Raw genomic sequence first — 14,179 nt, 5'->3', positions numbered from 1 at the left:
GCATAAGTCTATCATTCTGATAAACTTATGCTTTAAGTTACAGTTTTCTACATAATATAAAATTAATGTGTGACGTTCGATTGGAAGTCATCATATGACGAAAGATCACCATGATAGAAGACAACATCCCCGTCTTTTAATGCAAAGTTATTTCCATATGGATCAATTCTACTGTTCTTATAGCCTTCTATTTGCCACTGGTTTGCTAAAGGTGCGTAAATATACTGTAGGTATGGATTACTTAAATCCTCATTTCTAATTGTTTCAATATTGAAATTAACAATGATGTATCCATTCTTTAAGAAAATCAGTGATTTATCATTAATAGCATTCATTCTTCCATGTTCAGCTAAATTTGTCCCTTTAGCAACCGTATAAACATTAGCTGGAAGACTATACTCTCCATACCACTGATGTATAGATGCAATAGCTCTTTGTTCATCAACCATAGCTCCGGCTGGAACAGTTGTTGGTCCAATATGTGTTTTTAAGCGATAGTTTAAGATCATCCATGAGAAGTCACCTACCCATGTTTTTTCTTTTGCCTTCTCAAAATACTCTTCTATGAAGCGATTTCTAATATCAGTTGTCCTATTAGGATAATGATCAAATGCGTATTCTGCTGCATTCACAAGATCTCCTTGAGGTACATTACGTAAGCGATCATTCATAATAACGTAACGCTTTTCTTTGTCCTCTGGACTTCCAATTCTAACGAAATTCTTCGCGTCATTTTTATAGTAAAGGTCAACTTCTTGTCTCTGTTTTCCATCTTTAGTAACAAAATAGAAAGATGGAGTGATTCTAATTCCATCACCAGGACCAAACATATTTCCCTTTGTCTTTAAGTCGAATTTAAAATGGTAGCCAGTTTTTACACTTACATTCTTATAATTTGGGTGACTGCCCGGCATGATTGGCAGAACGTAAGGGAACTTATTTCCTCTTAATTCTCCGTCAATACCTCGATCTTGTACCCAATAATAGTTGCCAGTGTGCTTATAACTACCTTTATTAGTACGGAACACTTCTCCCCAATTATAATCCGCTATATCAGACACTTTAAAGTCGTATACACGACCAATAATATTAACTGGAATGACATCTGTTGCCACATGATGTTGTAAGTCTAAGTTAGCATTTGGTTGTGTTGTGAAATCAGCTGGTGCATTTTCCGCAATTGTTCTAAATAATACCTCGTAATTCCCTTCATCAATCCATACTGGTAAGTAAAAGTTTGAAGCTACTTCTGCAACCGGTATGTCAATCCATGTATTAGCAGGAACAAATTGACCTTTCGTGTTGTTTTTATAATGCCAAACATCAAATGGGAACCTTACTTGCTTCGTTCGAACATATTTAGCATAATCACGATCTCCATATCCAAGAATATTACGATGTGGTCCACCTGTTGGCATGTAAATCGTAAATGGTCTATCAAGAATGACTCCCCGCTTCGATTGATCGGGCTTCGTTCGCTGATTATGCTCCTTATCATCTGAAACATCTGCAAAAATAACAACTGGTGTATGTACGGTGACCGTATTTATACCGAGTATTGGGTATATTTTTTGTGGATCTCCACCTTTTATTCCAGCCAAAAGATTATAGTATATGTTTCCTGTAGTCGGAGTATCTTTCTTATTAACTAAGGATTTACTAATAACCATCCCATGCTCATATAGAACATCACGGTTAATCATCTTAGCTTCAGGGATAGTTGTCGGTGTTGGACCTTTCTCCACCACCCGCTTATTATCCATAATTTTTGATCCATTAAATTCTACTAGGTCATTCTCAACTTCTGTTTTTCCTGTTGCACTTTCAGCATCCTGCTTAAAGTTCTCATCAGGAACCGATGGACGTGAAGTTCCACCATTTATAGTTTGAGTTCCTTTATCCACTGATTTACATTTAGCAGGAAAAACATGTTTCTCTACATCATCATCATTTTCTGCATTTACATTAGGTGGTGTGTATCCTTTCGGGTACATAGTCACTTCTCCACCAGGTAATGCATAGTTAGCCATATCAGCTTTTTCTAAGCCATAAACCTCTAAATTATCAATCAGCCAATAAAGATAAGGTCTAAATATGTCATAATTTTTAACTACTTCAACGGTATCACTTCTAGGAACATAATAAGCGTCCCCATCCTCATCATAATAAACATCTTCCCATACTAAATGATATGTTTTCTTAACTGGAACATTATATTGTACTCTTCCACTCATTTCAGTGAATATATTTTTATGAACATATTCTTTAGCAAAGGCATTTGTGTAAAGAGATTCACTAGTTGGTATTCCATCTAGTACATTAAACTTATGATTATCTCGATCATCCGCTTTATTTTCACCTGAAGGATTAGCATCCATTTTATCAGCTGTCTGTTTTGTACCAGCAGCAGGCGGTAAAATTTTATAATCACATGCTAATGGTGGATTTGGTTTCTCTTCTTCCTTCTTTTCTAAAATTGCTTCAATTTTATAGTCACTTTCCTCCATATGAACCATTGCATTCCAGTTTGTATAAGGGAAGCCACAACTTTCATCACCTGGACAAGTTGCATTAGGAAAGCTATCTGTCAATCGAGTAAAAGTCCAGTCACTATATTTCATATTTCTCATATATGGATGATTACCCGGCGTGTAATACATTGGATGTGCTCTTCCATAATAGTTTCCTTTTTGAATATCTTGTGTAAAAGATACTTTAGTATCATTATTAGTGTCTTTTGCCCAATTTCTCCAGAAGTCCGGTGTATTTAACCATCTTGATCTCCCAGTGGAATCTACCTTATATACTAAATCGTAATTCCCAAACCTTGTTCCACCAGGATAGTCTGCATGATTATAAACTATTGGTGAAGGAAAATATGTTTTCCAGGGATAAGGAGAAGGCGCTCCTCCAGTCCAAACATAAGGTTTATTTCTATCAGGTATTCCCGACCACTGTGCATCTATAGTAGAAACTTCACTTATATTTTTCCTATAGTTATCCCATGATTGTTTTAAAATAGCATCGGCAATCGAAATAGCGTAAGATCGTTCTTTATGAACAGGATAAACCATGATCTCTTTTATCTTATATTTGGGATTAGCTGCTTCAATTTTACTAGCAGAAGCGGCTATACTCCCTTGTAAATTCCCTGTCCAAGTTAGTGGTGTCATAGGTGTTAGAGTTGTCTTATTTTTATCTCTTGGTTGATTCCTCCACTCCCATACATATTTCCAAACTCTATCTCTGAGGGCAAATTCCCGATTCGCAAGTCTTTCCCATTTATCGGGATCATCACTTAAATGTTTTTGGCTTGCTGGAACCATACCATTTTTATTATCAGGTGTCTGAATATCTAAGTAATAAACTGGTGCTCCTTTATATGAAGTTTCCTTCGGTTTAGGAGCACTTGAAAAACTGTAAGCTGAAGCAGTAGAAGGTGGAACAATCACCCCTACTGTTATCAGCATAACAAGAAAAATATTAAGAAACTTTTTCATTCTTTCCCCCCGAGTTTATCGGTCAAAGTTAACATGGAAATCAGGAAGTGCATAATATCCAGCTCCTACATTATAGCGACCATTTTCTGTCGAATAGACTCGTACGTTTTCCATTGGCTTAAACTTTTTAAAGAATTCACCATTTGGTTTATAGACTGAAAGGTGTTGATCTTTTCCATAAATATGACCAACGTAAAATAAAGTATTTTTCGTTTTCTTCACATAGAAACCGCCACCAACTTGATAACGGTCACCTTGTACTTGGTAAACTCGTAAACCTTCATATTGTTTTAGCTTTCTATGAACTTTCCCGTCTTTATTGTATAGAACCATGTCATTTGCCTGTATTAGCACCCTACCAATATGTGAAACATTAGAAGCGGGAATTTCATCACCCTTCTGTGCTGTTTTAATATAGGCTGAACGTTCCGCTTTCGAAATTTTTGTTAAGTCAACATTAGGGTAAAATTTAGCATCAATGTAATACGAATTAGGACTACTAGTTCCAACTCCGCCTAAATAATACTTTTTATCTGCTTTAGGTTGCTCAATATAATAAACTTGTCTAATTGTAAAATTTTCAACAGAATCACGATTAATAAAATCAGATTTTTGAATACCAGTAACCTTCTTTGCATACTGATCTCTTCCATCAAATCCATAGGGTTGAACATATAAAAAGGCAGGAAGCCATTCTGATGCTTGGGGATCTCTATACATTTCCATGTATCGATACTCTTTTTTCTTTAACTCGATAATCAATGTTCCCTTTTCAGATGTCTTAGTTGTGAATTGAGAGCTTTTTGTAGCATCTTTAGATACAGAACCATCATCATATACTATATCCCCAGAAATCCAACTAACTTCCACATCTTGTGGTTTAACATAAGATATTGTTGCCGCTTCTACTTGTCTCACAGTAGGATTACTTAAAGGAATAGGTGTAAATCCCCCTAACATCATAGTTCCAACGGCTGTTGCTAATACCATCTTTTTCATTTTCATAGTCTTTTTCTCTCCTCGTTTTCTACTTTTCTATAAGTATTTTATCCTATTTAGAATCTATAGAAATATCATACAGCAACTAAGAAGTTTTGCCAAAATTGCTTAAAAATCAACAAATATCCTCTAAGTTGGCTTATCTGGAAATACATAGACTGCTTGTATTTCATTCTCTTCTACTAACAAGGCTTCACCACGCCCTAATAATCGAGGCAACCAATTAAGCTCTTCCACCCCGCTTTCCATTTGTGAATAGTGAAATATTAATTGACGATTGAATAACTTATCTAATGAAAGAGAATCTTCCCTTGTCTTACAAGAATCTAAACTTTGCGTTGAAAGATAGATTTTAAGATTGGGGTTATTGGAAGATAAAAACTTACATACTGCTGAAACAGATAATGAACCAGTATCTTTTTTATCAAAATATCCACTATCCAATACATAGGCTTCATCAATAATTAAATAATCAACCTTTTCAATTATTATTGTTAAGAAGGTTAGATCATATTGTCTTTGAGGAAACAATAGATCATCTCCAAAATCAACGTGCAGCAGCGGGTTTTCTGTTAAGTTTCCTTTGATAATTTCTTTAGGAGTAATAGATAGACCATTATGTTTAAAAACCCTCTCATCATATTCTTTTCTAAAATCAAGAATAGCAACTCTCTTGTTCTCGTAGAGTAACCTAGATATAAGCATTTTTAATGTATGTGTTTTTCCAACTCCATCATCTCCAATTAATAATAAAGATTCATTAAATAAATTATTAATTTTCCCTTGTTTCTGAAGACCTGGAATAGTTAAACTTGGCATATCTGATTTCCTCCTTTAATTATCTATCTCAAAGGGAAATACCCCTTCTTAACAGCCTCTTTTTGATTAGGAAAAACTTCATCTGCTTTGTAGGAATGACCCGAATCATCACGGTAATAATACTTACGACCATTAATAACTGTTCCATAGTAATAGTGTTTTTTCGTAATTCGGCTGCCACCTAAGGCATAGTTGTTATAAACATGACCGCCACCCAACGGAACCCCTTGAATAAAGGAAATAAAGCCTATATCATCTATCGTATTATCCCAATCTTCTTTACTTAAAATAGGAAGAGTAAATGTATAACTGACTCCAAACCGTTTAGCGTATGTATTATGGCGATTAATATAGTATTCTAAGTCGTTCTGGATAACATTTAAGATTGTACTTCTTCTTACACTTTCAAAGAGCTTTGCATCCTTTAATAAAGGAATATTAAGCTCGTCTTTAATTTCTTCTCTAAATCCTTCATTCCATTTGTTTTGGCTTTTATCATAAGCAATAACATAATCATCAAGTGTAAAGGAGATTAAATTTCCTTGTTTATCTTTATATGAGTATGGCTTGATCGGCATTTCAACATGTTTTGTAAGTAACTCATTTTTAGAATTCTTGTAATCATCCATTGCATAAATATAAAATCCTTTATAATCAATGATTGCCATTAGAGGGATATATGTTTTCAATACTCCTAAAGCAATCGAATTTTCTTCTTGGTTAAAGTTCATTGCAAATGTCTTATTAAATTGTTCAATAGCTTCCTTGCGATTGGCACTTGTAAACTTATTAGATCCATAACCTGCTTCATATTCTTGTTGAATATTAGTTAATAAAGACAAAGCAGCATTATCCACAGATACGGTTAGAGCGGTATTATACCGTCTAGACAATTCATTAGCTTTTTCTATTTGTTTTTCTTTCATATACTGAGAAAACCAAAGTCCTGAGAGGATCAATATAAAAATAATCCCAAAATTAGTAATCTTCATTGTGAACCATACCTCCGTATGGAATAAACACTACTGTCGGATTACCAGTGTTTCCATTGGTTAAAAAGTCTTTTAAGATTGTTGCATTAGTACGATTTGTATTCTTAATTTCAACTTTAAAGTAGTCACCCACATTTAATTTATACATTCTATTCTTACTGTCTTTTGGTAAAGAATTGTTCGGGAAAAGAATTGGTAGTATTTGTTTTGAATAATTATTTTGATAATGTACCTTATAATCTCCAGTGAAAGTATTTGGATTAGCGGGATCTGTATAGACTGGATAATAGAGTTTTTGTTCATGTGTTAGTTCAATGTCATATTTGTACCCACTTATACCCAGTTCATTAGTTAATTCGTTATACATAGTTGGTGTAATATAGCCTTTATTACGAACTGAATCAACAAATTTTGTGACTGCATTTTGAGCTGTCATTTTTACTAAATCGTCTTGCCTTTCAAAATTAAAAGAAAGAGGTACAACGAACAGTAAAAATATAGTTAAAAGTAAAGCAAAAGCTTTAGAAATTGCGTCCATTATTAAAGCACCTCTTTCTGATAACTAACTTTTATTACATTACCGCTAGAGTCTCTTATCAATGATTCTTTGTAATTAGCGTTAATGTTAATTCGAGAAGTAAAGGATTCTTTTGTCACATCATATGTGTTTTGAAATGTATATCCGTCAACAGTAATTTCTACATCTTTCTTATAGTAAAAGTAGAGTTTTTGAACAATTTCATGCCCGCTTGTTAATGGCTTCTTTGATATCTTTATATCTCTGGATAAACCATTTTCTATTGGTAATTTATTCGCCGCTTCATAAGCTTTATGGACTGTTCTAGTGTTTTCAATTGAAAGAGTAACTGCGCCCAAAAATATGAACACAGTTACCATAAGAAGAATTGTCTCTTTAATAGCCATAGTTTATTACTTTTGTGTAAATTCTATTGCGCGGATTGAATTATTCTTATCGCGTAGAATTTTTGCTGTAAAGTTTCCATTAGGGTTAATATAAGATGTGCTGCTTTCGTTATACATATTTGCTTTAACACCAGAAGCTGTTGTTAAGCTATCAATAGAAGAAGCGTCATTAATATACCAGTCATTTGCACCTTTACCTGTTGTTACTTTAATACCAATATTACGGCCTTCAAATTTTTTAATTGCATTAACAACTTGAGATCCGCTAACATTAGTATCTTCATAAACTAGGTAAGGCTGTTCAGTTAATTCAGTTTCAATTGCTGAATATTCATTTGTCGCTACTTTTGCTCCAGTTGCTGCTTTTCCATAAAAGAAAATCGCAAATGTTGCTAATCCAATAGTGATAAATATTGTTACTGCTAAGATAATACCCTTCGTTGATACTTCCATTAAAAGTCACACTCCATTTAATTTTATTTTTTATAAAAATTGTCTAAATAGGTTATCAGTTTGTAACACACTGATATAGATCATAGGAATAACTAGATACAAGAAAATTATTGTATATAGTGGTGTTAGCCCTATGAGAAAACCCCAATCTGCTTTCATTTTAAGCACATGTTCATTATGACGATTACGTTGTTCAACAAAGAATTGTTTTTCTAAATTAATATCGTCAAAGGCTTCTTGAACAGAAATCCTTGTAGCAGCTAGGTATAAGCGATCTACAATTCGATTAAATGATGGAAAAGAGACATTCTCTTTTAATTCTTTAAGTGCTAATTCCGGATTGTTATCAAAATTAAGTAAGGAGTCTTTCAAAGGTTCTTTGAAAATGACTGCGAATCGTTCCATCCATTCAAGTACATTCTCAGTAGATATACTTTCAAAATGTGAGATGACATTGATAATGGTATAAAATTGATTCACTTCTTCCTCCATATCCATTTTCCTTAATTTCGCTTGGAACATGAGTAGTAAAATAGGAATCTGGTATCCTATCACACTTACTAAGAATGAGATTAATAGCTCCCACCATTTAAAATAAGAATTATCAATTTTTTTCATTTTCTTAATAATTCGATCGGATGTACTTTTGGCTTCTGTTTCTTTTACTTCGTTATTTATGTAATGAACGACATCTTCATACTTTTTATCTTTCACCTCCTTAAAATGCAATATTACTTTGCGATCAAAATTTGTTGTTTCTTCAGCTTCTATTTTCTCTTCATCAGTCATTTTCCCCATAAGAACACTTGACGTTGGGCTGTATAATGCATTTTTAATCGTGATGTGATGACTATAAAAAAAGAGGCCTAATAAAAGAAAAAATGATACAACAGCTGTTATCAGCCTTTGTGTATATAACCACTCAATTTTGATTGGAGAGTTAGCATCTTTAATCAATTGAGTGAGTTTATAACCTTCTTTGTCATAATAGTTTGGTGTTAACAGATCAACGATGTATTTAATTGGTTTTATATTGTAGACTTTTTCTGCCCAAACTTTTCGATTTGATTTTGATAAATACTTAGAATCGTTGATTTCACGCATTTTTCTTACGATCATATATGATAATAAAATCGTCATATATAGAAAAATTTGAGTTAGTAGTCCAATTTGACTTGTATAAAAGCTAACCATTGCTGGTAAGTAAGTAGTTGCCCATGCTCTTATTGGAAATAAAAGAAATATCGGAACAACAGTTATGACACTTAAACCTTTTAAAATATAAGCCAATTTACTACGATGAATAATCTCATAGTTGATTTCTTCAGTTAAAATAGTTAATCCATTTAGAAAAGCAGATCCTTTTTCGGTTTGAACATCACCTTTTTCGAAAACAAGTACACATATACTTGCAAAAGCTCTTAAAAAGCGGTTTGGTGCAACATTCTCATAATCTCGCAATTTTTGTACTGGATCAGACGATGTAACCATTTCATATATAGAATCAGCTTGTAATTTCATTTCATATGGGGATAAAAGTGAAGCTTCATAAACAGCTTCATCCACCATTTTATTTTGTTGATAATGATGTCTAATATCTTGTAGAAACTCTTTAAATTGTTTCAATAATCGATCTTCTAATCGATGAACAAAAAAATCAATTAAAGTACCATTTATGAAAACAATGGCTAACAAAATAAGTCCAAGAAACACTAAGTTTTGATAAGCAAGAGCGCATATTAAGAAAATCAATGAAGAAACACCAATAGCAGTAAATAGTATTGTCATTGTTTCTCTACGTAACTTATACTCGTCATATTTATTAATTGTTTCTAATCGTTTTCTAACTGTTCGTACATACCCCTTTAAAAAGGGTATATTTTGAAATCTAGTGTAGGATTTTAAAGCTAAAATATTATAGTCTTGCTTCCAATTTCTTTTTTTAGGAAGTAGTGAAGTAATATCTTTCTTTTTGCCTTGTCCATTTTTTTCTTTGTTATCAGCGTATAAGTAAAGGAGTCCCATTAACAAAAGAACAAAAACGAATAAGGCAAACAGCAACTCAAGAGACATACTGTTCTTCCCTCCAGTAACGGTTCATAAAGTCTTTAAATTCATTTGCATCTGTTTCTGAAAGTCTTTCTATCATTTCTTTCATTTGTGGGTTACTGATAGGATTTACAGCAACATAGCGTCCATCTTTATACTCAATAATATTTTGAGAGCGGAATACTTTACGATCCGTTTGTCTACGGAAATATTCTGTCATTGTCTCCATAAATGCTTTCATTTGATCATCACTTGAACCCGCTTTATCCCAATTCATTGGGTAATCTTCATCATCAAGAAGTGGGATACATTCTGTAACTCTTTCAACATATCGATGACCATTTGTATCTTTTTTCAAATGAATATCGAAATTAATAACACTTACTACTTGTTGTTCTGCAATTTTTTCGTTGCTAAATGTACCCGTTTTAAGCAATGAATTTCGAATCGAATGAATTAAAAATTCAAATGTTTTCGCATGATGAGAAAATACAGTAAATTCAGAAGCAACTTGTCCCATTTGGATCATCCATGCAGCAACTTCATCTGTTGCAACTTCTCCAAGAATATTAACCGCACCATCTGTCTTTTTCTGCAAATCTAAGCCAGCTTGCCCTGATACATTACTGGTTTCTTGAAAAGTCAAAATATTACGTTCAGGATGTATTTTTCGTACATTTAATTCGAACGCCATCTCTTGAATACGCAAATTATAAGCAGGGTTAATATAGTTGATTAAAGCCATAAGTAAGGTTGTTTTACCTGTTCCCTGCGCTCCAGTTATACTAGTTACTCGACAACCCTTCATAAGATATATAATTAACTCTCTTACCATATCGCCACCATCATCACTTGGAATTAACGATGGCAAATTTGCTTTTGGTATATCAAATTTCCTTATAAAGAATGCCCAAGATTCTGAAAGATTTGGTCTAATTGCAACAACACGTGATCCATCGGCCATTTCATTTACAATGTAAGGTCTTGATTCTGATAATTGTCCAGGGTTGTTATGTTTATAAACAGTTTGAGTCACTCGGCGTAACTCAGCAGCATTTCCAAAAGATAAGAAAGCTAGATGAATTGTTTTACCTCGATACATAATCCAAACAGAATCAGCATTGGTAGGTGTATTTTTTAAAGTTCCGATAGCATCCATTTCATCATCCATTGATTGAATCTTATGAGGTAGTCCAGATACACCCCCAGATACACCATCAATATTTAAATCGCGAATATCGTCAATGACACCATGTCCTTTATAAATGGAATAAACTCGTTGAGTGATAATTTCTAACTTATCTTCAAAAGATAACTTTCGGTTATATTCTTTTAAGAAGATCTCATCTATTTCCTCTTTTGTGATTCGATATGACTCAAGTCCCTTTTCACCTTTTAGTTCAGCGAGATTATATTTTTCGATTAAAAATGATAAAGCATTTTCACCATGTTTCTTCTTATAGAGATGCAGTAAAATATCAAACTTTTCTTGATAGCTTAATTTTTGACTATTTTCAAAAGGAATCGGAATATTGACAGAATCTTCATCCATGCCATAAGTTTTCAATAATAAATCGTTTATAAACACTTTTACATATAACTTGTCATTTATATTTCCTGTGTTACATGTCTTTAAAGCGGTAATTAGCTCGTCCCTTTTTCTTTCACGTCTTAAAAATTCATCTGGATGTAATCCTAAGTCAAATAAATTAGAGTTTGCGATTTCATTGAATGAAGATTTCACAAAATTTACAAGAGTAGGAATATCGTATTCTTTCCCATCTCCTTTTTTAAATCGATTCATTTTATTTTTAATATCTTTTCTTCTTAACAATTGGAAGAGAAGAAATCCAATCATAATTAACAATAAGATAACAACCAAAACAATATTCACAATTGCAGACATATTATGATGCTCCTTTAGTTGCTGACTCAATAAGAAGAGAATCAGTAATATGAGAAGCTTCTCCGTTTTCTGATTGTTGTAATTTACTTGTTATATTACAGATTTCATAAACCAGTTTTCTTATCTCACCCACAAAAAATGCATTCTCCCTTTTCATAGAAAAATTTGTAGCCCGTAAGAAATACTCAATTGTATTTCGATCATTGCAGGAGTCTCTAAATGCTGTATTATATGGAACTGTCAATATAGGTTGTTTACAATTGTACCTTCTCTTTATATTTTTAACTGAATATTGGGATTTCGGATCATACTGGGACAGTACGATTACGTAAGGTTTGTTATCCAATGCCTCTAACCAATCTTCTTTGTTAAAAAAGCGATTTAATAATTGAATGTTTTGATTAAGGTTAACAACAATCATATCTGCTTCTTCTAATACTCTCTTCGTCATGGAGTTTTTAGTACCTGAGTGAACATCGATAAAGCAGTAATCATAATGTTTTTTAGCTACTGTGAATATCGTATCTAAAACACTATTAGTGTTATCTTGTAACATATTTTTTGGTCTTGCACTACCGAGTAGTAACTCTAAGCGATTATGTAGTATCGGTATCGTATAATCAGCTACTTTCTCCGCTGTTAGTCTTTTGCTGCGGGCAAGTCGTTCTAATGCATCTAAACCAGTATCAGAAAAGGATAATAAATCTCCCTCATCTTGCTCTTTTAAAAATGCTGATTCTAAGGTTGAATGAGCAAGCTGAGTTTGAGTTATCATGACACGAACATCTTTCTCAATTGCTAATACGGATGAAGCTGCCACTAAATTTGAAGTATTTGCGACTTGACCATGAACTGGTCCCCAAAATGCTACTGTACTCATTTTTAATAATCTCCCTTCTCTATTTGCTTCATAGCAATCTTTGTATCTTTTTCATGATGGCCTGTAAGAACAGTAATAATGGATGATAATGTATTTCTAAACTCTTTTGATAATCTCTTAAAAGTTGGTTTCATGTTATATTGCATATCCACCTTATTGGCTACATCCATTTCATCGAAAGGCAATTTATAAGTGCTGGACCATTTTATTTTGTGATTAAACAAATAATCCAAATAATCGCTATCAATATTACTTGAAACTTCATATACTACTTGGTTAAATATTATTCCCTTATCATTATTGGCTAGAATATCTTTCATGAGCTTTGTATCATCTAACAACGTAACTTTTTCATAATCAGCAACATAGTAACTTGCTTCGAAATCTTCCCAGTCATATTGATCGTGTACATGGTCAATATCCACTAACATAAAGTCATATTTATTAAGATCTTCGCCAGAACTCTTCATTAGTGATTTTAAATTTTGCAAACTGTTTACCGGTGCGATTTCAACATTAAAGAAATTGTAAAGAGTGTCCTGGTCAGCATATCTAGTATAGGAACGTAAATATGTCTTTTTTTGTGTAGCATCAGCTATAACCGTTTTATAACCGTTTTTTTTAAGAATAAGAGCTATATACATGACTAAATCACTCTTATTCTTAGAGCCTAAAAACAAAATTTTCTTCAAATTATTGACCTCCCTCTTGGTTTTGATTACCTTGACCATCACTTACTGGCTCTGTTGATTCCTCAAATACTTCCTGTTGTGTTTGTAAAGCCTCTTTTTGCTTCTCTTTTATCTGTTGCTGCTGCTGTTCTTTTTGTTGTTTATAAGTGCTCTTATCTTGTGCTTCCATTGTTTTAAGATTTGATTCTAATGCTTCACGACCGCGGCTTGCTAAACTATCTTTTGCAACCTGAAGAATATTTGGGCTATCAATAATAAGCTGTTTCACGTTTTCTTTCACTGGATATGTAACAATTGCCTCGTCTTGAATATATGGATCAACATACGGCATTGTATAGATGATCGCATTTTCTAAGTAAGCATCAACAATACCTGAAGACATAGTAAGAATTTCATTCTCTTTCATATCAAACCAAATTGTTTCACCTTCAATGTTCTTCACTTTCTTTTTACTTAACAAAATGTAGTCGTTACCGTTAGGAAACTGAATTCGTACATCAATAAAATCATCTTTTTTAAGTTTTTGAGCTAACGTGATGAAACTATATTCTCCGTCTCTTAAATCCTTTGGAGTAGCTTCTTCTTTAAAAAGGACACTATCAGTCATTAAAGTGCTAGGCTTCATATCCACCTTAGCAAAGCGACCTTCGATTTCTCCCAAACTTAGAATGTCCTCTGAAGCAGTTTTATCTGCTAACAAAACTTGTTCCACCATGTTTGCATCAATTTTGGTTCCTGCTTTTACTTCTTCTTTAAGCCTAAACCCTCTGTTTTGCTTAGTTGCCCATTCTTCTAAACTAGAAATTTTGTTCTCATATTCTGTCATTTTTTTATGTTCATCTTCTTTCCAATTCACATACAAAGAATAAACAACAACTGAAGAGATAATTGCGACAGTTAAAGCGCCTATCCCCCCTGCATATAAAAGGTTTTTATTACGTTGTCTAATTTTCATTTATTTCTCT

At 33.1% G+C, this 14,179-nt stretch carries 12 protein-coding genes; all 12 read right to left on the bottom strand.

The annotated features are described in order from the left end of the window. Positions 1–62: 62 nt before the first annotated feature. Positions 63–3,500 carry a DUF5704 domain-containing protein gene (locus tag BFA01S_RS00445; RefSeq protein WP_066224438.1) on the bottom strand — a complete coding sequence of 1,146 codons (3,438 nt, stop codon included), beginning with the start codon at positions 3,498–3,500 and terminating at the stop codon, positions 63–65. Positions 3,501–3,515: 15 nt separating this feature from the next. Further along, a complete protein-coding gene (locus tag BFA01S_RS00440; protein WP_066224436.1) occupies positions 3,516–4,505 on the bottom strand; it encodes a hypothetical protein in 990 nt (329 codons plus the stop codon). Positions 4,506–4,628: 123 nt separating this feature from the next. Beyond that, on the bottom strand, positions 4,629–5,318 hold the full coding sequence (locus BFA01S_RS00435; protein ID WP_066224432.1) for a helicase HerA domain-containing protein: 690 nt from the start codon (positions 5,316–5,318) through the stop codon (positions 4,629–4,631). A 23-nt stretch (positions 5,319–5,341) separates the two neighbouring features. Then, positions 5,342–6,310, bottom strand: a complete 969-nt coding sequence (locus BFA01S_RS00430; RefSeq protein WP_066224430.1) for a hypothetical protein — start codon at positions 6,308–6,310, stop codon at positions 5,342–5,344. Then, positions 6,297–6,848 carry a hypothetical protein gene (locus tag BFA01S_RS00425; RefSeq protein ID WP_066224429.1) on the bottom strand — a complete coding sequence of 184 codons (552 nt, stop codon included), beginning with the start codon at positions 6,846–6,848 and terminating at the stop codon, positions 6,297–6,299. The genes BFA01S_RS00430 and BFA01S_RS00425 overlap by 14 nt, the downstream gene beginning before the upstream one ends. Before the next feature lie 2 nt (positions 6,849–6,850). Continuing rightward, positions 6,851–7,186: a hypothetical protein gene (locus BFA01S_RS00420; protein ID WP_169800409.1), complete on the bottom strand. Its 336-nt coding sequence runs from the start codon at positions 7,184–7,186 to the stop codon at positions 6,851–6,853. Positions 7,187–7,240: 54 nt separating this feature from the next. Next, positions 7,241–7,687 carry a hypothetical protein gene (locus BFA01S_RS00415; RefSeq protein ID WP_066224423.1) on the bottom strand — a complete coding sequence of 149 codons (447 nt, stop codon included), beginning with the start codon at positions 7,685–7,687 and terminating at the stop codon, positions 7,241–7,243. A gap of 30 nt (positions 7,688–7,717) precedes the next feature. Then, complete coding sequence (locus BFA01S_RS00410) at positions 7,718–9,760, bottom strand: hypothetical protein (protein WP_066224419.1); 2,043 nt, start codon at positions 9,758–9,760, stop codon at positions 7,718–7,720. Beyond that, positions 9,750–11,642 carry an ATPase, T2SS/T4P/T4SS family gene (locus tag BFA01S_RS00405; RefSeq protein WP_066224416.1) on the bottom strand — a complete coding sequence of 631 codons (1,893 nt, stop codon included), beginning with the start codon at positions 11,640–11,642 and terminating at the stop codon, positions 9,750–9,752. The genes BFA01S_RS00410 and BFA01S_RS00405 overlap by 11 nt, the downstream gene beginning before the upstream one ends. Before the next feature lies 1 nt (position 11,643). Further along, positions 11,644–12,522 (bottom strand): CpaE/TadZ family protein, encoded by an 879-nt coding sequence (locus BFA01S_RS00400; protein WP_066224413.1) that lies wholly within the window; start codon positions 12,520–12,522, stop codon positions 11,644–11,646. Positions 12,523–12,524: 2 nt separating this feature from the next. Further along, the gene (locus BFA01S_RS00395; protein ID WP_066224410.1) at positions 12,525–13,214 is read right to left on the bottom strand and encodes a hypothetical protein; all 690 of its coding nucleotides are present in this window, start codon (positions 13,212–13,214) and stop codon (positions 12,525–12,527) included. Position 13,215: 1 nt separating this feature from the next. Beyond that, the gene (locus tag BFA01S_RS00390) at positions 13,216–14,169 is read right to left on the bottom strand and encodes a hypothetical protein (protein WP_066224408.1); all 954 of its coding nucleotides are present in this window, start codon (positions 14,167–14,169) and stop codon (positions 13,216–13,218) included. Positions 14,170–14,179: the final 10 nt, after the last annotated feature.

It is taken from the genome of Metabacillus fastidiosus NBRC 101226, assembly GCF_001591625.1.
GTDB classification, from domain to species: Bacteria; Bacillota; Bacilli; order Bacillales; family Bacillaceae; genus Metabacillus; species Metabacillus fastidiosus.
Note: the sequence above shows the minus strand (reverse complement) of the source record. Positions and strands in the feature narration are given on the sequence as shown.

What these genes read in the sequence shown, in the direction of transcription:
- BFA01S_RS00435 (WP_066224432.1), bottom strand. Translation starts at nt 5,318, where the DNA reads ATGCCAAGTTTAACTATTCCAGGTCTTCAGAAACAAGGGAAAATTAAT.
- BFA01S_RS00445 (WP_066224438.1), bottom strand. Translation starts at nt 3,500, where the DNA reads ATGAAAAAGTTTCTTAATATTTTTCTTGTTATGCTGATAACAGTAGGG.
- BFA01S_RS00405 (WP_066224416.1), bottom strand. Translation starts at nt 11,642, where the DNA reads ATGTCTGCAATTGTGAATATTGTTTTGGTTGTTATCTTATTGTTAATT.
- BFA01S_RS00415 (WP_066224423.1), bottom strand. Translation starts at nt 7,687, where the DNA reads ATGGAAGTATCAACGAAGGGTATTATCTTAGCAGTAACAATATTTATC.
- BFA01S_RS00390 (WP_066224408.1), bottom strand. Translation starts at nt 14,169, where the DNA reads ATGAAAATTAGACAACGTAATAAAAACCTTTTATATGCAGGGGGGATA.
- BFA01S_RS00440 (WP_066224436.1), bottom strand. Translation starts at nt 4,505, where the DNA reads ATGAAAATGAAAAAGATGGTATTAGCAACAGCCGTTGGAACTATGATG.
- BFA01S_RS00430 (WP_066224430.1), bottom strand. Translation starts at nt 6,310, where the DNA reads ATGAAGATTACTAATTTTGGGATTATTTTTATATTGATCCTCTCAGGA.
- BFA01S_RS00425 (WP_066224429.1), bottom strand. Translation starts at nt 6,848, where the DNA reads ATGGACGCAATTTCTAAAGCTTTTGCTTTACTTTTAACTATATTTTTA.
- BFA01S_RS00410 (WP_066224419.1), bottom strand. Translation starts at nt 9,760, where the DNA reads ATGTCTCTTGAGTTGCTGTTTGCCTTATTCGTTTTTGTTCTTTTGTTA.
- BFA01S_RS00400 (WP_066224413.1), bottom strand. Translation starts at nt 12,522, where the DNA reads ATGAGTACAGTAGCATTTTGGGGACCAGTTCATGGTCAAGTCGCAAAT.